This is a genomic window from Desulfobulbaceae bacterium (assembly GCA_015231515.1).
Lineage (GTDB): Bacteria > Desulfobacterota > Desulfobulbia > Desulfobulbales > VMSU01 > JADGBM01.
Genome location: JADGBM010000037.1, coordinates 1 through 25,150, shown reverse-complemented (window position 1 = coordinate 25,150; position 25,150 = coordinate 1). Strand labels below are relative to the sequence as shown.

At 46.7% G+C, this 25,150-nt stretch carries 24 protein-coding genes and 2 pseudogenes; 13 read left to right on the top strand and 13 right to left on the bottom strand.

The annotated features are described in order from the left end of the window. The 5 genes from HQK80_07945 to HQK80_07925 form a co-directional block, all read left to right on the top strand. The coding region (locus HQK80_07945) for a diguanylate cyclase (GenBank protein MBF0222146.1) at positions 1-162 on the top strand (162 nt) is incomplete at its 5' end. Positions 163-219: 57 nt separating this feature from the next. Continuing rightward, positions 220-1,035, top strand: a complete 816-nt coding sequence (locus HQK80_07940) for an AAA family ATPase (protein MBF0222145.1) — start codon at positions 220-222, stop codon at positions 1,033-1,035. 117 nt (positions 1,036-1,152) lie between these two features. After that, positions 1,153-3,228 carry an excinuclease ABC subunit UvrB gene (gene uvrB / locus HQK80_07935; GenBank protein ID MBF0222144.1) on the top strand — a complete coding sequence of 692 codons (2,076 nt, stop codon included), beginning with the start codon at positions 1,153-1,155 and terminating at the stop codon, positions 3,226-3,228. Continuing rightward, a complete protein-coding gene (locus HQK80_07930) occupies positions 3,219-3,899 on the top strand; it encodes a lysophospholipid acyltransferase family protein (GenBank protein MBF0222143.1) in 681 nt (226 codons plus the stop codon). The genes uvrB and HQK80_07930 overlap by 10 nt, the downstream gene beginning before the upstream one ends. A 21-nt stretch (positions 3,900-3,920) precedes the next feature. Beyond that, positions 3,921-4,862 carry an HD domain-containing protein gene (locus HQK80_07925; protein MBF0222142.1) on the top strand — a complete coding sequence of 314 codons (942 nt, stop codon included), beginning with the start codon at positions 3,921-3,923 and terminating at the stop codon, positions 4,860-4,862. A 68-nt stretch (positions 4,863-4,930) separates the two neighbouring features. Here HQK80_07925 and HQK80_07920 read toward each other — a convergent pair whose 3' ends face one another. Beyond that, complete coding sequence (locus tag HQK80_07920) at positions 4,931-5,518, bottom strand: zf-TFIIB domain-containing protein (GenBank protein ID MBF0222141.1); 588 nt, start codon at positions 5,516-5,518, stop codon at positions 4,931-4,933. 178 nt (positions 5,519-5,696) lie between these two features. Between HQK80_07920 and HQK80_07915 the strand changes: the two genes are divergently transcribed. Both HQK80_07915 and HQK80_07910 read left to right on the top strand, forming a co-directional pair. Then, a complete protein-coding gene (locus HQK80_07915) occupies positions 5,697-6,791 on the top strand; it encodes a hypothetical protein (GenBank protein ID MBF0222140.1) in 1,095 nt (364 codons plus the stop codon). A gap of 19 nt (positions 6,792-6,810) precedes the next feature. After that, on the top strand, positions 6,811-7,620 hold the full coding sequence (locus HQK80_07910) for a lipase family protein (protein ID MBF0222139.1): 810 nt from the start codon (positions 6,811-6,813) through the stop codon (positions 7,618-7,620). On the opposite strand, the gene HQK80_07905 is transcribed toward HQK80_07910, so the two are convergent. The 3 genes from HQK80_07905 to HQK80_07895 form a co-directional block, all read right to left on the bottom strand. Next, complete coding sequence (locus tag HQK80_07905; GenBank protein ID MBF0222138.1) at positions 7,610-10,186, bottom strand: response regulator; 2,577 nt, start codon at positions 10,184-10,186, stop codon at positions 7,610-7,612. The genes HQK80_07910 and HQK80_07905 overlap by 11 nt on opposite strands. A 4-nt stretch (positions 10,187-10,190) precedes the next feature. Beyond that, positions 10,191-10,997: a substrate-binding domain-containing protein gene (locus HQK80_07900; protein MBF0222137.1), complete on the bottom strand. Its 807-nt coding sequence runs from the start codon at positions 10,995-10,997 to the stop codon at positions 10,191-10,193. 119 nt (positions 10,998-11,116) lie between these two features. Beyond that, positions 11,117-11,269: a hypothetical protein gene (locus HQK80_07895; protein ID MBF0222136.1), complete on the bottom strand. Its 153-nt coding sequence runs from the start codon at positions 11,267-11,269 to the stop codon at positions 11,117-11,119. A gap of 167 nt (positions 11,270-11,436) precedes the next feature. Here HQK80_07895 and HQK80_07890 point away from each other — a divergent pair, with 167 nt between their 5' ends. Together HQK80_07890 and HQK80_07885 are read left to right on the top strand one after the other, a co-directional pair. Continuing rightward, positions 11,437-12,783, top strand: a complete 1,347-nt coding sequence (locus tag HQK80_07890) for a dynamin family protein (protein ID MBF0222135.1) — start codon at positions 11,437-11,439, stop codon at positions 12,781-12,783. Positions 12,784-12,792: 9 nt separating this feature from the next. Continuing rightward, positions 12,793-15,048 carry a response regulator gene (locus HQK80_07885; protein ID MBF0222134.1) on the top strand — a complete coding sequence of 752 codons (2,256 nt, stop codon included), beginning with the start codon at positions 12,793-12,795 and terminating at the stop codon, positions 15,046-15,048. 130 nt (positions 15,049-15,178) lie between these two features. Here HQK80_07885 and HQK80_07880 read toward each other — a convergent pair. After that, positions 15,179-15,856: pseudogene (locus HQK80_07880) on the bottom strand (adenylate kinase). Between the two features lie 189 nt (positions 15,857-16,045). Further along, entirely contained in the window at positions 16,046-16,255 is a 210-nt protein-coding gene (locus HQK80_07875; GenBank protein ID MBF0222133.1) for a hypothetical protein, read from the bottom strand. A gap of 358 nt (positions 16,256-16,613) precedes the next feature. Here HQK80_07875 and HQK80_07870 point away from each other — a divergent pair, with 358 nt between their 5' ends. Then, on the top strand, positions 16,614-18,068 hold the full coding sequence (locus HQK80_07870) for a DUF342 domain-containing protein (GenBank protein MBF0222132.1): 1,455 nt from the start codon (positions 16,614-16,616) through the stop codon (positions 18,066-18,068). Here the strand turns inward: HQK80_07870 and HQK80_07865 are convergent. From HQK80_07865 to HQK80_07840, 6 genes and pseudogenes are all read right to left on the bottom strand, one after another. Continuing rightward, a complete protein-coding gene (locus HQK80_07865) occupies positions 18,065-18,688 on the bottom strand; it encodes a pyridoxine 5'-phosphate synthase (protein ID MBF0222131.1) in 624 nt (207 codons plus the stop codon). The genes HQK80_07870 and HQK80_07865 overlap by 4 nt on opposite strands. 45 nt (positions 18,689-18,733) lie before the next feature. Next, positions 18,734-19,243 (bottom strand): rRNA maturation RNase YbeY, encoded by a 510-nt coding sequence (gene ybeY, locus HQK80_07860; protein MBF0222130.1) that lies wholly within the window; start codon positions 19,241-19,243, stop codon positions 18,734-18,736. A 6-nt stretch (positions 19,244-19,249) separates the two neighbouring features. After that, positions 19,250-20,230: a PhoH family protein gene (locus HQK80_07855; protein MBF0222129.1), complete on the bottom strand. Its 981-nt coding sequence runs from the start codon at positions 20,228-20,230 to the stop codon at positions 19,250-19,252. Next, positions 20,227-20,646: pseudogene (locus tag HQK80_07850) on the bottom strand (thioredoxin domain-containing protein). Before HQK80_07850 ends, HQK80_07855 begins: the two are co-directional and overlap by 4 nt. A 3-nt stretch (positions 20,647-20,649) precedes the next feature. Continuing rightward, positions 20,650-21,054 carry a hypothetical protein gene (locus HQK80_07845; protein MBF0222128.1) on the bottom strand — a complete coding sequence of 135 codons (405 nt, stop codon included), beginning with the start codon at positions 21,052-21,054 and terminating at the stop codon, positions 20,650-20,652. 190 nt (positions 21,055-21,244) lie between these two features. Then, a complete protein-coding gene (locus HQK80_07840; GenBank protein MBF0222127.1) occupies positions 21,245-22,510 on the bottom strand; it encodes a (Fe-S)-binding protein in 1,266 nt (421 codons plus the stop codon). 310 nt (positions 22,511-22,820) lie between these two features. On the opposite strand from HQK80_07840, the gene HQK80_07835 reads away from it, so the two are divergent. Genes HQK80_07835 through HQK80_07825 form a run of 3 tightly spaced genes read left to right on the top strand, consistent with a single transcriptional unit; the run spans position 22,821 to position 24,757 of the window. Further along, the gene (locus HQK80_07835; GenBank protein ID MBF0222126.1) at positions 22,821-24,020 is read left to right on the top strand and encodes an amidohydrolase family protein; all 1,200 of its coding nucleotides are present in this window, start codon (positions 22,821-22,823) and stop codon (positions 24,018-24,020) included. 58 nt (positions 24,021-24,078) lie between these two features. Then, positions 24,079-24,597: a 4a-hydroxytetrahydrobiopterin dehydratase gene (locus HQK80_07830; GenBank protein MBF0222125.1), complete on the top strand. Its 519-nt coding sequence runs from the start codon at positions 24,079-24,081 to the stop codon at positions 24,595-24,597. Beyond that, on the top strand, positions 24,581-24,757 hold the full coding sequence (locus HQK80_07825) for a hypothetical protein (GenBank protein ID MBF0222124.1): 177 nt from the start codon (positions 24,581-24,583) through the stop codon (positions 24,755-24,757). Before HQK80_07830 ends, HQK80_07825 begins: the two co-directional genes overlap by 17 nt. On the opposite strand, the gene HQK80_07820 is transcribed toward HQK80_07825, so the two are convergent. Continuing rightward, a partial coding sequence (locus HQK80_07820; GenBank protein MBF0222123.1) for a hypothetical protein occupies positions 24,717-25,150 on the bottom strand: 434 nt, incomplete at its 5' end. The two genes, HQK80_07825 and HQK80_07820, sit on opposite strands and share 41 nt — an antisense overlap.

Genomic DNA, 25,150 nt, shown 5'->3' with positions numbered 1-25,150 from the left:
GAGGAGTTTGTAACCATGGAGGGATCATATCAGATTACCCTCAGTATGGGGCTGTCCTGCATGACAAGCAAAGACAGTTCCGTAGAGGATGCAGTTAAGCGTGCGGACGATTTGCTCTACAAAGCTAAGGAAAATGGCCGGGATCAGGTTTGCTTTGCCTAATAAAACAGCTGTCAATCAGCCTGCAAATATAAAACATAAATGGAGAAGCTATAGTCGATGAATAAACCAGCCCATTGGACCGGCCAGTTCGGTTTCCAGAAAAACCCCTTCCGTGACACAATTGATACAGAGCTGTTTTTTCGTACCCGCCAGCATGAAGATGCTGCTCTCAAGGTTAAAATTGGTATTGAGGATCATCATGCCCTGATTCTGTTGACCGGTGTTTCTGGAACTGGGAAGACGCTGGCCTCCCAGGTTGTTCTGCGCTCACTTGCCAAAGAACGCTTTGAGTCATGTTTCGTTTTTGTTTTTCCTGGTATGGGGAAGGGCGCCCTGCTTGGGGCCATAGTTTCTGAGCTTGCTGTTTCGCCCACCCGCTTTGTACAAGATCGATTGCGGCAAATTCAGGAAAAGGCGATTGAACTGCATCGTCAGCACAAGCGACTGGTGATTGTTATCGATGAGGCCCATTTTTTAAAATCTGATGCGCTGCATGTGTTACGGAGTTTGTCGAATTTAGAAACAGAACACGAAAAACTGGTTACCGTGTTGTTGATTGCTGAGGAGGGCATTCGTCGCAGGCTGAGAGCACCGTCTTATGCCTCTCTCAGGGGTAGGATTACCTTTTCAGTTGATTTGTCACCACTATCGCTCAACGACCTTGAGCAATATGTTAAGTACCGCGTTTTAAAATGCGGCGGTCAGTTTGATTTTTTCACCAATGACATTTATGCCACAGTTCATGAGCTGAGTGGTGGTATCCCCCGTGAAATTAATCGTCTTCTCTATGCTGGGCTTATTGAGGGCATCGCCTCAAATCAAAAATTAACACCGGAACTTCTTGTATCCGTTGCAGCAAATCTTGTGGTTTGATGTACTCTGGTCCGCTGCGAAGGTAAAACAACGGGCAATGAAAGGTTTTACAAAGAGTTGGCTGGTTAAGCATAACAGTTTGGGCGTGTCATGGGTGAGTTAAGTAAGATTCGTTTAATGTCGTCTGTGGCAGATCAAGGTATCGATGAAGACGAACTTGTGGCGCTGTCTGGATCGGTTCCGCTACCGTCCCGTGATGCCTATTTCAAGCTTGTTTCTGAGTACAGCCCCGCCGGAGATCAGCCCCAGGCCATAGCGAAACTTGTTGGCGGTGTAAACGCGGGTGTGCCGAGTCAGGTGCTCTTAGGTGTAACAGGTTCTGGTAAAACCTTTACCATGGCCCATGTTATTGCTGCAACCCAGCGTCCGGCCTTGGTTATGGCCCCCAACAAGACCTTGGCAGCACAGCTTTATGCAGAGTTGAAAGAGCTGTTTCCGGAAAATGCGGTCGAGTATTTTGTCAGCTATTACGATTATTACCAGCCTGAAGCCTACATCCCTCAATCTGATACCTATATTGAAAAAGATTCTGCCATTAATGATGCTATTGACAAAATGCGTCATTCTGCCACCCGTTCCCTTCTAACCCGCAAGGACGTTATTATCGTGGCCAGTGTTTCCTGCATCTATGGCCTGGGGTCGCCGGATGAGTACAAAAATATGAATCTTTTTCTGAAGACTGGTGCAGAGTCACCTCTTGAGGAGATCCAGAGACGCCTGGTGTACATGCTCTATGAGCGCAATGAAATCTCTTTTCATCGAGGAACGTTCAGGGTTCGCGGCGATGTTTTAGAGATTTTTCCGGCCTACGAGGACTCAATTGCCCTGCGGCTTGAGTTTTTTGGGGATATGATTGAAGCAATCCGGGTGATTGATCCTTTGCGTGGCAAGCCACTGGAAACCCTCGAAGAGATAACTGTTTTTGCCGGGAGTCATTTTGTCACCTCGAAAGAGCGTCTGCAGATCGCTATGCAAACCATAAAAGACGAGCTTAAAGAGCGCTTGGCAGTTCTTCAGGCCGAGAATAGATTAGTCGAGGCCCAACGCCTGGAGCAGCGCACTGATTTTGACCTGGAGATGATCAGCGAGCTTGGCTACTGCAACGGTATTGAAAACTACAGTCGTCACTTGACAGGTCGAAAGCCCGGCGAACCTCCTCCGACCTTGCTTGACTATTTTCCCGAGGATTTTCTGCTTTTTATCGATGAAAGCCATATCGGTGTTCCGCAGATACGCGGTATGTACAGAGGTGATCGCTCCCGCAAAACTACCTTGGTGGAGTTTGGTTTTCGTCTGCCGTCAGCCCTTGACAACCGACCCTTACAGTACGATGAGTTTGCTGCCCGAATTCATCAGGTGATCTATATCTCGGCAACGCCGGCTGATTATGAGATTGAACACTCTCAGGGCCGGATAGTTGATCAGATTATTCGTCCGACAGGGCTGATGGACCCCGAAATTGAGGTGCGGCCCGCCCAGACCCAGGTCGATGATCTTTTAGAGGAGATTCGCATTCGTGTCGAAAAAAAAGAGGCGGTGCTGGTAACAACTCTGACCAAACGCATGGCCGAGGATCTGACCGAATATTATGATAATCTGGGTGTGCCGGTTCGATACATGCATTCAGATATAAAAACTCTGGATCGGGTTGAGTTGGTTCGTGACCTGCGCCGGGGCGACTATAATGTTCTGGTCGGTATTAACCTGCTGCGCGAGGGGCTGGACAGCCCGGAAGTCACTCTGGTGGCGGTTCTGGATGCTGATAAAGAGGGTTTTCTGCGTAGTGAGCGCTCCCTGGTGCAGACCTGTGGACGGGCGGCAAGAAATGCCTTTGGCAGGGTCATCCTTTATGCCGATAAAATCACTGGATCCATGCAGTACACAATTGATGAGACCAGCCGGCGTCGAAAAATACAGGCAGAGTTCAACCGGGTACATGGTATCACTCCGGCTACAATTCATTCGAAGATTAAGGATATAATTGCCTCGATTTATGAGAAGGATTATGTGCCAACTCTGCTTGAGGCCGCTGAAAATACGGGCCAGTACAGCTCTCTTGCTGATATCCGAAAAGAGATTAAGACCTTGACTAAGGAGATGCATGAGGCCGCCAAAGAGTTGGCCTTTGAAGAGGCCGCCATCTTGCGTGACACGATTAAAAAACTACAAGAGCAGGAACTGCAATGGATGTGAAAAACTTCAGGCAAAAACTGCTTTTTGCTGTTGTTCCTCGATTGTATGCCCTGCTTACCCGAGTTTTGTTTTCGACCTATCGGGTTGATACCGAGGGCGGGGAGCATTACGAGCAGCTTTTCACCTCAGGGAAGCCCTTCATCGGTGTTATCTGGCACTATTCAGTTTTTTTTACAATGTCGTTTATGAAGGGTAAAAATTGGGTCGCTATGGTCAGTACCAGTAACGATGCTGAATATATCTCCAGGTTTTTAAATAGTTACGGTGTGACAACGGTACGAGGGTCGAGCAATAAGGGCGGAGTTGCGGCCCTGCGAGGCTTGCTTACCCAGATGAAGCGCTCTGGGAAAAACGCCGCAATTGTCGCAGACGGCTCCCAGGGTCCTGCCTTGAAAGCGCAACCGGGCGCAGTGCTTGCCGCCAGCCTTACCCAGGCCCCAATTCTGCCCTTTATCTGGTCTGCTCAAAGCTATTGGTCGGTGAACAGCTGGGATAAGACTGTGTTACCAAAACCTTTTTCAAGGATTAAAGTGATTTATGGTGAACCCATAACCATACCCCCCAAGCTCAGCTCAGAAGAGATTGGTAAACGGACACTGGCTCTTGAAAAACGATTAGTTGCATTATACAGTAAGGCGTGGGCTGAATTTGGCCGTAAAACTCATGGCTGAGTCGCAAAGTAACGAGGTTCGATGGAAGCATTTCATGTCATAGCGATCAGTGTCGGAGTAGCTTTTCTGGCTGCTGCAATCTGTCAGAGTAGAAATGCCAGGAAGATGATCCCGAAATCTGTACGGGATAAGTGGCTGGTTATTGACTATTTCATGCGTTTCTTTCTTCTGGGGTACGTTCTGTATCTGTTTGCCAAGATTCTCGACATTCGCATGCCAGCGGAATATCTGGTCAGTATCGTTTTTCTGGGCGGTGCCGTGTACGTTTTTATTGTTATCAAAGTTTCGCAACAGGTCATTCGGCAGATCAGCGAGAGTCAGCAAAAAGTTTCGCAGGCCAATAAGGAGCTTGAGGAGGCCTACGAGTCAACAGTAGAAGGCTGGGGGCGGGCACTTGAGCTGCGGGATTATGAAACAAAGGGGCATACCAATCGCGTCTGTGCGTTAACGCTGGAACTTGCCAAGGCCTATAATCTGACGGATAAGCAACGATGGTTCATGAAAATTGGTGTCTTGCTGCATGATATAGGGAAAATGGCCGTCCCTGATTCCATTTTACTTAATGATGGTCTACTGACTCCAGAAGAGCGCGAGTTGATGGAAAGGCATCCGCTGTATGCCAAAGAACTTCTGGAGGGGATTTCATTTTTACAGCCTGCCCTTGCTATTCCCTATTGCCACCATGAACGGTGGGACGGGACCGGATATCCCCAGGGGCTTAAGGGAGAGGAGATACCTCTGTGGGCCAGAATATTTGCGGTTGCCGATGTGTGGGATGCCTTGATTTCAGAAAGGCGCTATCACCTGGCCTGGGACGCCAAAAAGGTTTGTGAACACATTGTTAAGGGCTCCGGCTCGCATTTTGACCCCGAAGTTGTTACTCGTTTTCTGGAGCTTGATCTGTGTGAAGTTCATGGAGAGGTTCTTGCTGGGGAAGAGTTACCGCCAAGGCCTGAGCCTTAGCCAGGCAAAGGCGTTTTTATTTGTGCATAAGAAGAAAAATCCCCCTGGTCCCCCTTCGAAGTCTCCTTCTAGAAGCCCTGCAGCAGAATGCGCCGTAGATTGAACTTGTTCAAGGTTCGGAATAAGGTGTTGAGGTCTTTGACCTCTCGCGCTGTTTCGGAAATTTTTGTTTTGTTGGCCAAAATCGCCTTATCCTGACTTGTGTCGAGCCCGCCGTTAGCGATAAAGTTTCTGATCTGCTCTAACTCCCCAGCGTCAAGCCAGACACCGTGATCCCCGCAGACATCGATTAATACCCCTGAAATTTTTCTGAAATTCTGCCGACCCATCAGGGAGCCGCAGCGTACGCAAGGAATGTAGGACCTGGGGCTTTCAAGAGGTTTCCTGGTAAATTTCCGATCGATTGTCTGATCGCCATAAGTGTCGCGTTCTGAAGCGTGAAAAGCAAATTCATCTGTGTCCAGCCAGATCCCCTGGCAACTCGGGCATATATCAATAGTTGACCCCCGATAGTCATCTTCTTCCAAAGGTGAGCGGCAGGTTGGGCACATAGCGGCTTTGGTTGGCATAGTTTTAGGTATCTGGCCGCCGCAGTGAACACAATATCGAGATTTCTCGTTAGTAGGTTTGTGGCAATGCCGGCAGATTATGGGCATGATGGACTCCGCTGTGCTGATTGATTACTTGTGATACCAACACTATATCTCATTCTCGGTCTACAGGTCAAATCAGATCTATCCAGTTCAGGGAAACTATTTGCCAATCATTAGCCTGGTAGTATATGCTATATTTAAAGCGGGGCGCAAAATGATTAAACAAATAGAGGAGGGGGTAATGCAGATTGATATGCACTATTACGGCGTTTATGCCCTGGCCAGGGCAGCCGGAATGAAACCTGAATTTGCAGAAATTGTTGCTACGGCTTCGCAGTTTGTTGATGATAATGAGAAAAAGGGAAATCTGGAGTTTTGTGATGGTGGTCGGCTTGATTTTGAGGCCACTGCCCATCACTATATCGACTTTAAAAATGTGGACAAGGAGGATCAGCGTCAGATATGGGTGCCGTTTCATTTTTTGCCGGGCGGGATTGATGACGATGACTACGCGGATCGTCTGATCTGCCGAATAGGAGATGAAAATAATGCGGTTGTCACTGCCTTAAAATCGTATGTGTTAGCCGACTTGCATGAAAAGTTCTCCTTATCCCTGGTTGGTTCCTTTGCCCACATCTATGCTGACACTTTTTCCCATTATGGGTTTTGTGGTATCAGTGACCCGGTCAATCAGGTCAAAAATGACGAGTTCGTGTTCTATAATATCCACGACGGTCATAAGCGTACCCTTCTGGATAAAATTAAAGCTTTTCGGGCTCGCTATCCAAAGGAGGGGGGCGCGCTGCAAGTCTTTAAATCATTTTTTGCAGAGAACATTACCGGGGCTCTCGGGCATGGTGCGGTTCTGGTATACCCGGATCTGCCATATCTATCCTGGAGTTTTATCTATGATGCGGATGGTCGGTTCAGTGGAGTTCGTGATAATCAGAAGACCTTCCTCCTTGGTTGTCGGGCCTTGTATGATTTTTTCAGGGAAGTGCTTTCGGCAAACCCTGACTTTTCGATCGGCACAACAAGAGAGTTTGCTGATATTGAGGACAGGGTGAAGAGGATTCTTACAGTCCGGGGTGATAAAGTTGTGCGTGCTCAGGCTTGGAAACAGGCTGCCGCTGCCCAGCAATTGTATGACGGGTTGGGAGGTATTCCGGACTATGATCGTGACTTCTGGGTCGATCGGCGGGAAAGGTTGATAGATACTGATGATTCCAAGCATGTAGCATCTATGCCGATATACAGGTTCTATCAAGCTGTTGCAGTTTTGCGCAATACGATACTGAGGAAGGTTCTGCCGGCCTTCGGCCTGATTGTGGCCTGATAATTTGGAGAGTAGAGCTATGACAGAATATCGATTTGAGTATCAAACGACTGAGTTCAGTCTGCACAAGGCCTTCAGCCTGGCGCGCGCCGCAGATTTAGCCTATAAAAACCCTGCGGAGATTAAATCTGTAGTCCATGATCATTGGGGTATGGACACGGTAACGTGTTTTGATGAACCAACGTTGGGAACTCAGGGCTATGTCATGTCTAATGATACTGCTATTGTGGTGGCTTTTCGTGGAACTCAGATCACCAGGCCGGAAGATATTTCAACAGACCTTAAGTTTTTTCCTGTCGATGGGCCTTATGCCGGGCAGGTTCACTCCGGTTTCTTAAATGCCCTTAACAGGGCCTGGCCCGAGGTCGAGCAGGCTGTGGCTTCGAGTCGAACACGCTCTAAATCTCTATGGTTTACCGGCCATAGTTTAGGGGCGGCTTTGGCGACTCTGGCTGTCGCTAAGTTGCGTGACATCAACACCCCGGTTGCTGGACTTTACACCTTTGGCCAACCCCGCACAGGTAATCGGGTTTTTGCCAGAAATTTTAACAGTGATTTTGGTAAATACGCCTTCCGGTTTGTTAACAATAACGATGTGGTGACTCGGATTCCACCTCGGGAACTGCAATACAGTCATGTTGGTAACTTAAAATACTTTACTGAAGATGGCAGGCTGGTTGACGATATCAGTTTCTGGAACCGGTTCTTAGACCGCATACATGGCAGAATGGAGGACTTCCTGGAGTGGGGCACAGATGGTCTCTCTGACCATGATATGCCAAAATATCTGGCGCTTATTGAAGGGGTACTTCAATCTGCTACCCGTTAACCTGCGGGTTGTGCAGAACATGGACAATATTGTAGATGAGCTCATTGACGGTATACGGTTTCTTTATGACCCGTTGAACACCGGCGCTGATTTCATCCATGCCAAGCAACTTGGTGTGATATTCAGTACAGAGAATGATCGGTAGATCACCCCGAAGTTTGTGAATTTTATTTACAAGGTCATCACCCTTTATTTTAGGCATGGCAAAATCGGTAACGACGATATCAAAGCTGAAAGGGTCTTCTCTGAATAGTGTGAATGCTTTTTCAGGACTGGTTGTAGCGGTAACCTTGTACCCTCTGAGCTGGAGACTGTTTTGAAAGAGATCAGTCAGGGACTGTTGGTCATCGACAAACAAGATGTGTTCGCCCTTGCCGGCCAAAAGTTCCCCTTGATTGGTGGACCCCTGTGATGGGAGAATCGCGTTTGCGTCGGTATGGGGCAGTAATATCCTGAAGGTTGTTCCGTGATTTTCTTTACTCTGCACCAGAATATGGCCCTTCAAGTTTGTAACGATGCCGTGCACGACAGCCAAGCCGAGTCCGGTTCCTTCGTCAACATCCTTGGTTGTGAAAAATGGATCAAAAATATTATCAATATCGTGCTCTTTTATACCGTGACCATCATCACTTACCACAATTTCAGCATAGTCTCCGGAGGGGATCTCTTCATAATAGGGTTGTATGGTGTTTTCGTTTACTTGAATATTCCCCAGGTAGACCGATATTATGCCACTTTCCTTAATGGCATGGGAGGCGTTTGTGCAGAGGTTCATGAGGACTTGCTGTATCTGAGTCGGGTCAGTGAAAACGGTGTAGGCGTCTGGTGAAATATTTTGTTCAATTTTGATGTGTGATGGAATTGAGGCCCGCAGCATTTTTAAAGTTTCGTTGATAACGGGGTGCAGGGTAATGACGGTTTTCTTGTGCTCCTCCTGTCTGCTGAAGGCCAAAAGTTGTTTTACCAAGTCTCTGGCCCTGTAACTGGCGGTCAGTATCTGTTCGAGGGCATTTTTCCCGGTCGGATCCTCGGTAACTTTCTCTTTTAAAAGCTGGCTGAAGCCAATGATTACGGTGAGAATGTTGTTGAAATCGTGGGCAATGCCACTGGCGAGAGTTCCTACGGTTTCGAGGCGCTGGGCTTGGTGAAGCTGATAGCGCAGCTGCTCTTTTTCACTTTCAATTTTTCTCTTATGGCTAATATCAAGAATCAGGCAGACAAAACCAAGTTTGTCGCCGTCATCATCAAGGAGCACGGAGATGGTTAACTGCACAGGAACAGATTTTTCCTTTGCGGTTGTAACTGTCGTTTCAAGGCCGCCAAACTCGACCTGTTTTATGCTGCGGAAAAAGGTGTAAACCTGTTCGGCTGTGATAAAACGGCTTGCCGGCTGGTCGAGAAGGTCTTCTTCGCTTATCTCAAGCAAGTCAAGGGTCCTCTGGTTGGCAGCCTCAATTGTCCCATCGAGACTGACCACGAAAAGACCTTCTTGCAGCGAGTTCAGAATATTGTCCAGGTACTCTTTTGAAAACGTAGTTGATGCCAGTTTTTGTACCATTTTGTTGAAAGAATCTACGGTGCCATCCAGTTCTTTTATGCCATACTTTTCGATAGTTATAGTTTTTTTACTTGAGGAGACGTTGGAAAGCGCTGTTGTTAGACGATTAATGGGGGCAAGTATTTTTTTGGTGCTGTAGATCGATATGATGATACCTACAGCAAGGATGAGGCTAAGGGTCAATACAACTTGTTTTGCAAACTCTTTGTAAACAGCTGAATAGGTTTCGTATGGTATGATCCGGATCAGACGCCAGTTTGGTGTGGCCAGCTGCATAGTTGCATAGAGCCCTTTAGTACCGAGCTCTTCTCTTCTGCCAAAACCGAACTCGTGAAAGGGTGTTGTTATGGTTTTGCCTATGAGTTGCTTGTTGGGATGGAGAATTATCTTCTGGTTTTCGTCAGTCACCATGAGCAGATCGGTAAGGTCCTCAGCAAAGCTCGTCAGCGACTGTTCCAGTTCGAGGGCAGAGGTGGTGCCACGAATTAGGCAAACTGTTTTGTCGCCCCAATAACTATTGAGGGCGATAAGCAGATCGACCTTTACAGAGGAATTGGTGCTGTCAATGGTGGTTTCATAAAAAACTGTGCCGGGTTCTGCGATTGCCTTTTTAAACAGTGGCGTGTTGCTTATATTAGTCAACTCGTTTGTCATGCTTCCCATTGTCATAAGCACTTCTTCCTGGCCATTGGGCGAAATATAGCTAAGCGTGTCGAAGGCGTCCTGGAACTGCTTAAAATAGGAGATAAGGGCGATATCTTGATATTTCTTAGTGTAGGAGGCGACCTCGTTACTGGTTATAATGGTCTGTAATAAAAACGATTTATTGTTAAAAAATTGACGCACTTGCAGGGAGTTACTGGTTACGCTACGTTCAAGCAGGGCAAAGGTCTCCCGTTTATGTAAACCGACCAGTAGCGAAAAACTGATAAAGACCAGGACTCCAGCCGTCAGCAGAATAACAACAAGGTGTGAGAGGGCGAGTTTTGAGCGTAAAGAGGTGAGCATGAGCTTATTTTGCCGGGATTGCGCCATTATCGCTGATAATGGTCTGCGCTGATGGGCTTATGATGAAATCGACAAACTCTTGTACCGGTTGATTAAGCACATCTTTCCAGACCAGTCCAAGGCTGACCACAAGCGGATATTTTCCGGATTTAATATTTTGTGGAGAAGGGTTAATGCCATTGTAATTAAGAATCTGAACTTTGTGTGCTTTAGCAACCGCCAAAGGTGCAAATGAAAAGGTGTTTTCGTGACGTTCAACAGCCTGAACAGCTTCGGTGGTGGTGTAGAACATTTTTCCGGCCCAGGGTGAAAGATCATTTAAGGCCGGAATGTTTTCTTCAAGAACAGTTCGACTTGAGTCACCCCGCTCCCTGTTTACGATGTAAATTGGGGCGTCATCTCCTCCGAGCTTTTTCCAGTTGGAAGTTTCGCCACTCAGAATGCTGACAACCTGTTTTGTTGAGATGGTGTCAATGGTGAGATGACTACTGGTGATGAAAGCAATGGCGCTATAGGCAAAAAGTTGGTGTTTAAGGTTGTATTGCAGCTCTTTGTTGTTGAAATTTCGTGCAACTCTGCCGAGCTCGCATTCACCTGATGCAACTTTGCGAATACCGCCACTTGAGCCGACACTATCTTGAATGTTGATAGTGATATCCGGGTGAGTTGTCTGGTAGTGTTCGGCGAGCTTCTGAAGAAGAATCTGGGAGTCACCAGTGCCGCAAACTGAAAAGGAATAGTTGGCGGCAAAGGCAGTTGCGTTATTAAAAATGAAAGGGATCATGGCGAATATAAAGATGAGGTGCGTCATTGTGGTCTCCGGTAATTAATTGGTGTGAACTGCATTTATTATCGGTAAAATTGAAGGTGCCGTCAAGCAAACTTCCCAAGAAAAAAGCAAAGAGATTTGTCAATGAGCCGGCGTAGTTATCAGGTGGGTAGATGGTGCATGGCTGTTTGAGGCGGCAAAATAAAAAAGCCGACACCGTGACGGCTGCTCTCTCCTCCCACCAAATAGGTGATGATCATGGCACAGAGTATAAAAACTGCCAGAAGGAGGATAAAAAGATCCTCTTTATTCATTGAAAAATCCTTTTGTCTGAACTGTTGGCGTGCTAGGATGTATAATAAGACATTATCAGGTACTTTAAAACTGAAAATGGCTCCTAAGCCCACAGCCGCACTGTTGGATATTTTAAAAATTTAATTTCAAATTCATTAACAGCTGACATTGCCAGCAGGTGATACCTATGGATGAAAAGATTCTCCAGAGTAAAATTCGCAGTAAAGTTCTTTCGCAGCTCGCGCCGTTGCTCAAAAAATATGACACGGATAGTACCGAGCTGGAGTCAATGCTTAAATGGAAGCCGCTTGTGCTGATTTTAGGTAATTACTCTTCTGGTAAATCGACTTTTATTAATGAGTTGGTGGGGAAAGATATTCAGCGAACCGGGCAGGCTCCGACAGATGACTCTTTTACAATTATCACATCACCTGAAAAAGGGGGGATAGAAGGAGAGACACCCGGATCAGATATTGTCAATAATCAGGAACTGCCCTTTGTCCCGTTTAAGGCCTTTGGTGAGCAATTTATTTCGCACCTGCGCCTGAAGAAAGTCGATTCACCGTTATTTGAAAACTTAGCCATAATCGATAGTCCAGGAATGCTGGACTCAGTTTCGGAAAAAGACCGGGGCTATGATTATACCGCCGCCGTGAAGGAGTTTGCCAAGCTGGCCGATATAATCGTCTTGATGTTTGATCCTCATAAGGCAGGCACAATTAAGGAAACCTACAACACTATTCGTAACACCTTGCCTGAGGCCACCGGTGAAGATAGGGTTATTTTTGTTATGAGCCGGATTGATGAATGTGACAATAAGGCTGATCTGGTTCGGTCGTATGGGACGTTGTGCTGGAATTTATCGCAGATGACAGGCCGAAAGGATATTCCCCGGGTCTATTTGACCTTTTCACCGGATATGGCCAATATCACAGCCGAGCTTGAAGTATGGGCCGCAGAGCGGGAACAGCTGAAACGAAAAGTAAAGGAAGCCCCTGAACTCAGGATTGGCCATATCCTGCAAAATGTTGACCGGAAAGTCCAGGATCTCATGATGGTGGCCGAGGCAATGCGAGTTTTTGCTGATGGCGGCAAGAAAATGTTCAGTTCGGCAATGAGAAATGGCCTGCTGGTCGGCGCCTTTTGCTTTCTTTTTCTGGATGTCGTCATTCGCGAAATATGGGGGGTACCGGAGAAAACATTTCTTTCAACACTAACGACCGGTGTTTTTGATCTCACGCAGTTGGTTGTTCCTATGGCTGGTTTGCTGGTCTCAATGGTTGTTTTTGGACTTTTCTTCTTTAAGTTCCGCATGCCCCGATATTTCAGGCAGACCAAGGCCAATATCGAGCGTTTAGTGATGATTGATACGGTTTACAGAAAGAATGTCTGGGATAGAGTGCGTCCTAAGGTCGAAGAGTTGCTTGCTAAGCCAAGATTTGGAAGCCTCTTTGTCGGTCATGCCGGAAATATTCGTAAACTGGAACGCTTTTCAACAAAGACGCTCAAAAAATTCTATCAGAATTTATCCTGACGGCTCAGTATGAAACTTTTTCACGGATCAATTCGTAAAAAACTGATTGTTCTGGTTTTGCTGGCGACAATGCCCGTGTTTCTGGTGCTTCTTGTTACGCTACTGCAAAACAGGAACAGTGCCATCAAGCTCGCCGAAAGAGACACCGCTCTCTACCTTAATGGATTTGCAGAAATCCAGAGACGGATAACCAACTCCACCCAAACTCTTTTGCGCACAGTCGCCTGCATCCCTGAAATATCTTCACTGAACATGGAAAGGTCACGCGTTGTGCTCGAAACTTTGCTGGAAGCCAACCCGATCTATACAAATGTCATCTTGGTTGATCTCACAGGCAATGTTGTAGCGGCTGGCAGAAATCATGATACAGCCAAAAAACTGAACTTCGGAGACCGCAAACAGTTTAAGGAGGCAGTTGCTTCCAAAGGATTCGCTTCTGGCGAGTTTGTTGTCGGCAAGTCAACGCAGAAGGCAATTTTTCCTTTTGGAATGGCGGTCTTGAACACTCAAGGTGAGGTAACAGGGGCCATGATCATCGGTGTCAACCTCGATCATTATGGCAAGTTGTTTGAGCGCGGGAATTACCCCAACAACACCTTCTTCGGTATCTGCGATCATAATGGTATCCGATTGTTTCGTTACCCAAGTAACGATCTTACTGCCATTGGCCAGCCGGTTAAGGAAAAAGTGTATGACGCAGTTGCCACTAGCGGCACGAAGGGGAGTATTTTTGCAATTGACTCCGGGGGAAAAGAACGGGTCATGGTTTATGAACCTCTCCGCTTGCTGGAAAATGGTGAAACTCCCTACATGTACATGTTTATGGGATTTGACCATGAACAGTTGCAGGAAAAGGCCAACTCCATTTTACAGCGTTTAGTTGTTACCAGCCTCTTATCGCTTGCTTTTTCGCTCTTTATTGCCTGGTTCATTGGCGGCAGAAGTGTGGTCCGGCTTATTGATAGGCTTTCTCGTGTTGCCATGGATTTCAGCCAGGGTGACAAAAACGTGACCAGTAATATTGATTACAGTGACGGAGAGATAGGTGGTCTGGCCCAATCCTTTGACAGTATGGTTAAAAATATTCATCAAAGGGAAGAGGAAAAAAACAATCTTGAAACACGCCTTCAGCAAGCCCAGAAGATGGAGGCCATCGGCACACTTGCGGGTGGTATTGCTCATGACTTTAATAATATTCTCACGGTCATACTTGGCTATACTGAGATGGCCCGTGAGGACGCTCCCGCCGACTCTAAGTATGCAAAGGATCTATCGAATGTTCTTGCTGCCGGAAATCGTGCTAAGGATCTGGTTAAACAGATTCTTGCCTTTAGCCGGCAGGGTCAGGTCGATCGTATGCCACTAAAGATTCAGCCGCTTATTAAAGAGGGGTTGAAGATGCTCAGATCTTCAATTCCAACCACGATAAGTATCACTGAAAATATTGATCCAACCAGTGGATCAGTTTTCGCTGACCCAACCCAGATACATCAGATTTTGGTGAATCTTTGTACCAATGCCTATCATGCCATGGAAACTACAGGTGGAGAACTTGCGGTTACCTTAAGGACTGCTTTCATCAACGCGGATGATCAAACCATGCTTTTGCATCTCACTCCTGGCGAATACGTTGAGCTTACTGTAACCGACACAGGAAGTGGCATAGGGCCGGATATTATCGAGAGGATATTCGACCCGTATTTTACCACCAAGGAAGTTGGCAAAGGCACAGGCATGGGTCTGGCAATCATCCACGGGATACTGAAAGAGTATGGTGGGGCGATTACCGTTGACAGCCAGTTAGGAAAAGGATCGACTTTTCATATCTACATTCCAGTAATTGAAAAAGAAGCCTTACCTGAGATGGAAGAGTCTAAAGATATTCCGATGGGCAATGAACGGATCTTGTTCATTGATGACGAGGAACTTCTTGCCGAGATGGGCAAGGATATGCTTGAAAGGTTGGGCTACCATGTGACTGTTCGATTCAGTAGCGCTGAGGCATTGGCAACATTCCAAAATACTCCGAACGAATTTGACATAGTTATAACAGACCAGACCATGCCGGAGATGACTGGTTCAGACCTTGCCCGTCGAATGATACAGATACGACCTGATATTCCGATAATTCTTTGTACTGGATACAGTAACCTTATCGACGAAGATTCGGCAAAGGTTCTTGGAGTTAAAGAGTTTGCCTTAAAGCCCTTGACCAAAGGCATAATTTCCAGACTGATTCGCAAAATCCTGGATAAAAAGGCATGAGACCTAAAAACAAATACCGGAGTGGTTATTTGACCACTCCGGTATTTGTTTGTTTCGAGGCACAGCTGTTAGCTGTTAGCTGTTAGCCTTTAGCATTTAACCTTTAACCTCGAACCTACAGCCTAACCCCCTACTTAAGCTCCTTCATAATCGCATCACTTACGTCTTGGATGGATGATGTGCCATCAACAGAGATTACCTTTTGTCCGGCCAGAGATTTGAAGAAATTGACAGCGGCCATAGTGCCGGTGTTTTCGTCATAGTAAATGTCATGGCGTTTACCAATGGCGGTATCATCCTGGTCGTCTGCACGTGTTTTTAACTCGCCGCCACAAACACGGCAGACAAGTTTTCCGTCCTTCTCGACCGGTTTAATGGCGTCAAAGGCGATGTGGTTCGGATGGTTATTGTCATTCACACAAAGTCGGCGTCAGGTGATTCTCAGTTTGGCAATGTCACGAGCCAAAACAATTTCGACGACATAGTCAAGATTCATGCCTGCATCTTTTAATGCTTTAGCCAGTGTTTCACCCTGAACTTTGTTGCGTGGGAAGCCATCAAGTATCCAACCGTTTTTGCAGTCATCTTCTTGCAGGCGGTTTAAGATCATTGGAATGGTAATGTCATCTGGCACGAGATCGCCACGGTCGATGAACTCTTTTGCTTTTTTGCCAAGTTCAGTTCCTTCGCCGATGTTTACTCGAAAAATAGCACCGGACTCAATGTGCGGCATATTGTACTTTTTCTGCACAATAGCACCTTGGGTTCCTTTGCCGCTTCCATTTGGTCCGAAAACGAGAATGTTCATAGTTGTCCTCCTTCTTAAAATGAGTATAAATGGGTATAAAAAGAGTTCGCCAGTGGGGATCCACTACTGATGGTGATTAATTGCAGCGGAACAATTTCTTGTTAAAAGGCGATAAAACTATAAACCAATATGAATACCATTGCCAATAAAATATCGTGATCTCTGGTTTTGCAATCTTGACAAATAACTTTAATTACTGTCATGCTTTAATAAGGAATTAAGGGAGCAGAACTCTTTAATCAGTGACTTTCTGGTGACAAGATCAAGCTTGAAGTAAAAAGGACTCAACATTAAAACTTTTATGGCTTCTCTCGATGTCATGGCAGCACCTTCCTTGGTGAAGTTTGTTTGGCTATGCGCAACTCCGTTACTAAGCATATCGGCATCAATCTCAATCACAATCAATAAAATATGCGAAGAGTGGTTAACGCTTTTTATATTTCAAGCCAAGTCACATATGTTTTCTGGGCTAAAGGCTCAACATGGGAAGCAGTCACAAAATGAGTTCTATTAAAAGCAGTCTCTTGTTCCTGTTAGCAATTTTATGCATGGGAACCTTCGGTTATATGGGCCTTGTTAGAAAGGCATTTGGGAGAATTAATAAAGTGAGCTGTAAGAAAAATTTGCACTTTTATTTGCTAAATACTAGAATGAACCATCCAATGATATGTTTTTACGATATATTTTGAGTTAGTTGCCGTCACAGCAGCTAACAATTGTTAATCTGCTGTTTTACCGTCTTGATTTAAGGGAGAAAATGGGTTCAGACCTCGTCAAACAAGGTGTTGATATTTGCGATGGCCAATTTGTTGTAAAGGTCAGCAAGGATAAGCTGCAGGCATTTGTCAGTCTAAAAGACCCCAAGAGTGGCCTCACACTTGACGATGTTGATGTGAATGCCTTAATGGCTGATGTCCGCCAGAGTGGCGTGAATTTTGGAGTGCTTGGTTCTCCACAGCCCAGGGAAGACGGAACCTTTTGCGTTGCCAGAGGTGTTAATGTTGTGCATGGTGAGAATGCGAGGGTTAAAGCCTATGTAAAGCCTTGTGTGGTCAGGGTACCAAAAATGAAAGAAAGCTCGTCAATTGCAAAGGTTGATTTTCGTGAGCTTGGTTCCATTGTTAATGTTCCCAAGGACAAACTTCTTCTTGAAAAAATTTCGCCAACAGCAGGCACTCCAGGTAAAACAGTACTCAGCGAGGTGCTCAGTCCCAAAGCTGGTAAAGATGTCACTGTCAAGGTTGGTCCGGGAGTCCGCTTATCTGAAGATGGAATGAAGGCCTATTCTGAGGTTGAAGGCAAGTATATGCTGGCCGATGGCAAGGCCGCAGTTATGACTGAGCATCTGATGAGCGGTGATGTTGATATGAGCACCGGCAATATTGTTTTTGTCGGTGAGCGTATTACGGTTAATGGGTCAGTTCAGCCGGGCTTTCCCGGCAAGTGCAAGAAAGATGTCGATATTGCCATGGGGGTTCAGAACTCAGCTTCAATTATTGCTGGGGGCGAAATTGTAATTAAAGGCGGTGTTATCGGCGATGAGATAGTCATTCAATGCTGGGGTGATGTCAAGGCCGATTTTGTCGAGAATGTTGGCCGCATCGAGGTGAAAGGCAGTTTACATGTGTCTGATACGATTATTCAGGCCAACGTGCATGTCGGCAAGGATGTTATTGTAACAGGCGGCAAAGGCATATTAATTGGCGGTAAATATATTGTTGGCGGCTCCCTTCACGCCAAGGCGATTGGTTCGGAAGCTGAGGTGACTACAGAAATAGCCGTTGGCATCAATCCGGAGTTAGAGGAACGCAAACAGCACTTGGCCAAAGAAAAACAGCTCTGGCCGGCAAAGATGAACGAAATTATCAAAAACACCACGGCCTTAAAAAAACAGCAAAAAGACGAGGGTGGTTTGCCGCCGGATAAAATGGAATTACTGAAGAAACTTAACAGCAACTTGCCGGAAGTAATGGCCAAAGTCAACGAACTCACAGAAAAAGAAGAGGCCTTGGAGGTTGAGCTCGATAAGGCCACCAATGAAAGCGTCTATGTCTACGGGACAGTATTTCCAGGAACCCGTGTAAGCATAGGCAGCCTGTCAAGAACCCTGATTTCTACGGAGGAGAGAGTTGTTATTCATTTAGACAAAGCAACTCAGCAAATCCACTGTCGGGCTATGACCCCTGAAGAAAAAAACAACATGCCCGTTTAACAGGCATTAGTGATAATTGCCCCCATCTCTCGGACAGCCTGATCCAGTCCTACAAATATAGCTCGTGCCATGACTGCGTGGCCAATACTCAACTCCTCAATTGAATCAAGGGCCGCAACCCGAGCCGTCGTCAGGTAGTTGAGGCCATGTCCGGCGTAGACCCGGAGGCCGAGGCCATGGGCCAGGTCAGCTGCTGAGGCGACCAGGTCAAACTCCTTGTCCATCTCCTCTTTTGAGATCGCATCGCAATAGCAGCCGGTGTGGATTTCAACAAAAGTAGCGCCCACATCAAGTGCTGCCTGAACCTGCTTGGGGTCAGGATCAATAAACAGACTGACCGGGATGTTGGCCTTACTCATCTGTTTGATTATTGAGGTCAGTTTTTTCTTCTGCTGGTAAACATCTAAGCCGCCTTCAGTGGTAAGCTCCTGACGCTTTTCCGGAACCAAAGTTATCATGTCCGGCTTTATATCCAGGGCGATATCGATAATCTCTTTTGCCGCACCCATCTCCAGGTTGAGTTTGGTCTTAATCGTTTGCCGCAACAGGTAGACATCTCTGTCCTGGATGTGGCGTCGATCTTCCCGAAGGTGGACAACGATGCCACTTGCCCCTGCCAACTCGCAGATTCCAGCGGCGAGTACCGGGTCGGGTTCGTCAATTCCTCATGCCTGCCGAAGGGTTGCCACATGATCGACATTAATTGCCAAGTGGGTCATTGTCCGTCTCCTTTCGTGCTGTACAAGATGTTCGTACAGTTCATTTTCCTTGTTTGTCATTATGGTGTGCTCACTATCCGAGCGTTCGTGGTCATAGCCGAGAAGGTGGATTAGCCCGTGTACTAAAAGCCGATTGAGTCGTGCCTGTACCGGGATTTTGTGGAGTTGGGCCTCCAGTGCTGCGGTGTCGGTTGAGATGACAATATCACCCAGCGGGCTCATGCTGTCTTCTGCCTCATCTGCATCCCGCAAAGGAAAAGAGAGGACATTGGTCGGCCTATCTTTATTTCGGTACTGCTTGTTGAGTGCCTGCATTGCCTGGTCGGAGACCAGGAGAACGCTGAGCTCACTAGAGGCTTGTCCGCACAGTTTAAGCATGGTGTCAGCCGTTTTTATCAAACGCTTGATACTGATTCCATAATGGCGTGTAGCTTCTGATCGAACAATGGCGGGCATGGTTATTTATCTCTTTTTCGGCGTTTTTTTACTTGTGCTGTAGGCTTTGATAATTTTTTGAACCAGGTGGTGGCGAACAACATCGGATTCGTCAAAATAGTTAAAGGCGATTCCATCGATATTTGTAAGAATACGATTGGCATGCACCAGACCGGAATGTAGATTTCCCGGCAGGTCTACCTGGGTGATGTCGCCCGTGATAACAGCTTTAGAATCGAAGCCCATGCGGGTCAGAAACATTTTCATCTGTTCCTGGGTTGTGTTTTGTGCCTCATCGAGAATGACAAAGGCATTGTTGAGTGTACGGCCCCGCATGAAGGCTAAAGGGGCGATCTCAATTATCTGCTGCTCTATTAACGAGGCAGCCTTTTCCCGGCCGAGCATGTCATTTAAGGCATCATAAAGCGGGCGCAGGTAGGGATCAATCTTCTGGGCCAGATCACCGGGCAGAAATCCTAATTTTTCACCGGCTTCAACTGCCGGTCGAGTGAGGATAATCGAGCCTACAATATTTTTTGTATAGGCCGCGACCGCCATGGCAACAGCAAGGTAGGTTTTGCCTGTGCCGGCCGGGCCGATGCCGAAAACAATGTCATTTTCCTTAATGGCCTCGATATATTTTTTTTGGTTGGCACTTTTCGGGGAGATGACGCGTTTGTTGCCGGTTATGTAGACCTGTTCAAGAAAGATCTCCTTCAGATCGGCCTTTGGTTTCTTTTCCAGTATGCGGATGGCGTATGTTACGTCAACAGGGAAGATCGGGTAGTTTGCCTTAATGAGGCTGTAGAGTTGCCTGATCAGGTTGGCCGCTAACTCGGTCTCATGCGCTAGTCCGCTGATGGAAACCTGCCCACCTCTGGTGTTTATTTTTGTTCCCGTTGATTTTTCTATGGCAGTTAAATTGACATTTTGCTGGCCATAGAGTTCTACAACGCCTTTAGAACTGTCAAAGTCAAGGCTGATCGTCGTTTGCTTAAGGGTGGTCACTTCAGCTCTTCGGCGATAATTTTCTGAATATTGACCAGGGTTCGGTCACGTAGTTGTCTGCCATTAATAAAGACAGTTGGCGTGGCGGATACCCCTGCATCGCGGCCATTCTGAAAGTCCATGGTAACTCTGTCCTTGGCCTCATTGGAGTTCATCTGTTTCTGAAATAGGGGCATGTTAAGGCCTAATTGCTTGGCAAATTTATCAAAAGAATCGTTTGCCAACGTCTGGTAGTTCTCAAATAGCAGATCATGGTATTGCCAGAATTTACCCTGTTGTTGAGCGGCATAACTGGCTAGGCCTGCAACCGCAGCAAAACGATGGCTTTGCAGCGGGAAATGTTTAAAAACGATTTTTACGGTTTCGGGGTTTTGTTCAAGTACCTGTTCGAAAAGCTCACCGAGCTTTGCGCAGTGAGGTCATTGAAAGTCGCTAAAGACCACAATTGTGACAGCCGCTTGTTCGGTACCGAGAAAAGGAGAGCCATCAATGTTGATGTTCTGGACAAAGTCGACAAGAACTTCCTGGACTTTTTTGGATTTACTGCTAGTCAGCCAGATTTTGTCACCAGTGGCGGAAGCATAGATTGCATCGAACTCGGCTGACACGGTTAGTTTGTCTTGTTCGCCATTTTCTTTGTAAATATTGATTTGACCACCTTCGCTCAGCACAAAGGTGTATTTGCCGTCTGCTGAGCCTGTAACCGCAAGGGGCGAGGTCATGGTCTGGTAACTTTTAGCTGGTGTCTGATACACTTTAGCATAGGAACCAGGCACACAAAAAATTAAGGGCGCTAAAAGCAGGCATGTCGTAATTTTTTTCATCTATTCTCCTCTATGTAAAAGTAAGATAACTTTTTTAAAGCCGTTATCTTTAAGTGGCAGCCGATGTTACCCAGAAGAGGGTGGTCTTCGCTGGTATATTTTCACAACATAGTACTCTATAAGGTCTTTCCCGAACATTATCAAGTTTGATAAACCTCTAAAAGGGATTTTTTTGCGCAGGAAAGTCTGGTCAGGCAGGAAAACACTCAATAAACTCGGCGAGATGCAGGCATTGGGATGTGGGCTGCGTTTTTGTCATGGCTGATTTCCATTGGAGCAAACAGCCCGAGCACGTTGTGACAATATATTTTGCATTCAGTTGACGGACGTTGTTCACTAAAGAGTCATTCACTTGAGCTGCAAGTTCTGGGTGGCTGATATGAAACAATCCGCCTTGACCGCAGCATTGCGGACCGTTGGGCAGTTCTAATGGAGTAATGCCGGTGGTAGTTTGCAGAAGTTCTCTCGGCTGCTGTGTTATTGGCGGGTATGGTGCAGCCCCATCTGGATGTCCGTAGCGAAGGTGACATGGGTCGTGGTAGAAAAACTGCTGACTGCTGCCAGGAGGTTTGTGGTCGGTGGGTAAAGTGTCGGTCTGCCTGTTTTTTAAAAGAAACGATGAGAATTCGCAGAGACGTTGAGCAAACTGATCGGCCTTTTTTTTCCAGAACTCATCATGCTTGAATAATTCAGGGTACTGCCGAAGGGCTGAATAGCAGGTGGAGCATGAAGTGAATATGGGGAGATTGGCGATCTCTCCAGTGCTGAAGGCGTCAATATTGTCTTTGGCAACTTTAATGGCCTTTTCATAGTCACCGGCACTCAAACTTGCCATGCCGCAGCAGCCCTGTTGTGTGGGTGTAAAGGTCTCTAGGCCGCAAAGTTTCTTTAAGAGTGTGGTTGATGAACTGGCGATACCAGGTGAGAGGTGATTTGCCAGGCAGCCAGTGAAATACAGTACTGAATTCTTGGGTAGAGTAGTAGGCGATTTGTTTTTTTGTGTATCGATAAAACTTTTATTGGGCATTGTAATGGATAGGTCAAGTCCAGCCAGACGAAGATTAAGGCCGCTTTCCGCCGGTAACTGCGCTTTATTGGGGGCTAACTCTGTAATGCTTGTTATCGTTTTCAGTAAAATTGGTGAACCAAGGAGTTGACGAATGAATTTTTTTTTGAAACTATCTTTGTCAAACTGTTTGATGTTCGAGCGGGCCGCAATAATTGTTGCGGGGATGTCAATACCTCGCGGACAGGCGTTGCGACAGGCTCCGCAGAGCAGGCATTTGGACAGAATGTCGCCAAACTCGGCGGTTTTAGGATTCGTGAGTTTGGCGAGCAGATGGATTCGTCCTCTGGCCGTTAGCGTTTCTCGACCGGTTGCCTGAAATATCGGGCAAACAGGCACACAGGAGCCGCATTTTGCGCATTGTACGTTGTGAGGGTTTTCTGTTTTCATTAGGCCTGGGGCGACCCTGGTGAAAAATAGTTTTGGGGGCGCATTATTTTAGTTGTGCTTTTATTTGAAGGGGCTAACTTAAGTCTCAGGGCTCAAACTATACCATTTTTTACCTACCACAGGAACCAATTTACCAATCTTCTAAATGCAAAAATAATGGGCTTAAAAAACGGTACATTGGGGAATGATCGTTGGCGCTCAGATCTGTGATGCTTTTTCAGAACTTATGACTTTGCTCTGGAGAACGCCTAACATGACAGCATCTGAATTATATGGGCCTGCATTTAAGGAGCATTAGACTGTAAACGGTATGGCGGAAAGAAGATTCGTAGTGGCGGGAACTTTTATCGACGGCAGCGGAGCCGATGTGCGGCGGGGTGTGTTCCTGGAGGTTACCAACGGTAGTATCTCCTCCATTGGCCCGGCAGCAGATCTCCCCTCTGCGGGCGGGGCAGTAATTGATGACTTTTCCCACTGTATCATTTTGCCGGCACTGTTTGACTGTAGTGTGTCTCTGTCGAGATTGCCCTCGGTGGATGGAAGGGCGCGTGCATCCTTTGAAAAAGCCACTCCAGCCCAAAAAGCTGCCATAGTGGGGCAGCATATTTTGTATTGTCATATGCACGGGCTGCTGGGAGTTGCCGACTGTGATGATATGACCAATCTGGTGAAAGGCTATCAGGATGAAGCAACACAGGGGGGTCTAATCGACGTCTGCACATCAGGCCGTCTCTACCGGAGCATGGAGGATTGTGCTGATGGCAACGCCGCTGACAATGATTACCTTAAAATCGCTTATTCAAACAGCGTTGAAAGCGAGGATCTCTCTCCTTTTCGGCTTGATTATGCCGACCTGTGCCGCCTTTTGGAGCACCGAGGGCAGAAAAAGGCGGTGGTGGTGGCAAACGGTCGGCAGATGGTGGATGAGGCAGTTGAGGCCGGTTGCGATGCCATCGAACAGGGATATGGCATGGGCGAGGACACGCTCAGGAAGATGGCCGATAAAAATGTGCTGTGGATTCCCAGCTTGTTGAGGGCCAAGAATGCCCTGGATGGTTCATGTGCTGGTGGCACTGTCTGTTGCCGTTTCTCCCACCGTTATGTGGCACCGGGAAAGCCGAGGCCTGGTGCGGAGGCTTTCTGGAAAAAGAGGCTCTCAGAACAACTGACCAAACTACAGTATGCCAGAAAAATAGGTGTAAGAACGGCTATAGGAACTGGAGCAGGTAGTGCCGGCATACTGCACGGTGAATCGATTGTCGAGGAGATGAAGTTGTTTGTACGGGCCGGGTATTCACTTGAAGAGACTATCCGGTGTGCATCGGAAACCGGGGCCAGATTCTTTGGCGTGGAAAAACTTGGCATGCTTGCCGTTGGACGGAGCGCTACGTTCCTTGTTGCCAGGGGGACAATACCGCAGCTGCCAAGAAAACTCTCCTACCTGGAAGGCATCTTTGTTGACGGCAAGCCCAGTTCCACATATCGAAAAAACCCTGTTAAGACCCTGTAGGTAGGAGTTTTGCACTGCCTGACACAAATTAATTTGAAACTACGGTAAGGAAATAAGAATGGAAGAATTATTCATGAACAGATGTGAACCATGTAAGTCTGGTGCTGTTCGTCTTAATGGTGATGAGATAAACGAATTACTGAAGATGGTGTCGGGGTGGCTGGTTATCGAGATTGAATCAATAGCGCGGCTGCAGAAAGAATATACCTTTAAGAATTTTAAGCAGGCGATAGCGTTCACCAATAAGATTGGTGAGGTGGCGGAGTATATTAAAAAACTGACAGGACTGCCTTTTAGTTCTGCCCGCAATAAGTTTGCGGCAATTGCCGCTCCTGACGCAATTGTCGGAACACACGGTGCCTTGAAACAGTTGGCGGTCAGTTTGATGAAGATAGCTAAGGATGTGGCAATTTCCATTGGTGGGGCTAGTGGTGGTTTTGAGTTGAATGTCTTTAAACCGATGATAATTTCTAACTTTCTTCAGTCAGCGAGGCTGCTTGCTGATAGCTGCCGGGCTTTTACTGAGAATTGTGTGTCGTTACTTGATCCTGGAACTATGCTTGCCACTAAAAGCTGAGGGCATTGATGTTGATGGGGTGGTGATAATCGCTTGGTTTTACTCAGAAACTAACGATAGGTTCAATGACGAGTTCGCCCTTGCTGATGCCGGTTTCACCCGTAAGCTCATAACGAACCTCAAACTTCTGGCTGTCCAGATTGTCGTTGTCGATAGATAGCTGCTGGTTGCGCACTAACAAGATTTTGTAATGAATAACATCTGTTGGTTAATTTGGGGTTCAGGGGGCGGTTCGAGTTTTTTATGGTTTCCTGTAATCCTTCTTGGATGGCTTCCAACTGTTCACGGCACTCGGCTGTGTTTAAGTCAAAAATATTAGTGATAGAAATTTTGAGTTGGCGAAAGTTAAAAGTGGCAATTTCCCCTAGTTCAGCAATTTCTCGAAGATTTTTGGGCAGTGACTCAGAGTCGGTCTGGATATTTTGTAAAAGTTTCTGTTCCAGGTCAAAAAGTTCTTGGCCAAGAGTGATCTTTATTCTGCCGGAGAAGCTGCTGGAGTCGGCAGTCAGTTGTCTGGTGCCGATATTTAGCGCAATACAGTTTGTGCCTTTAT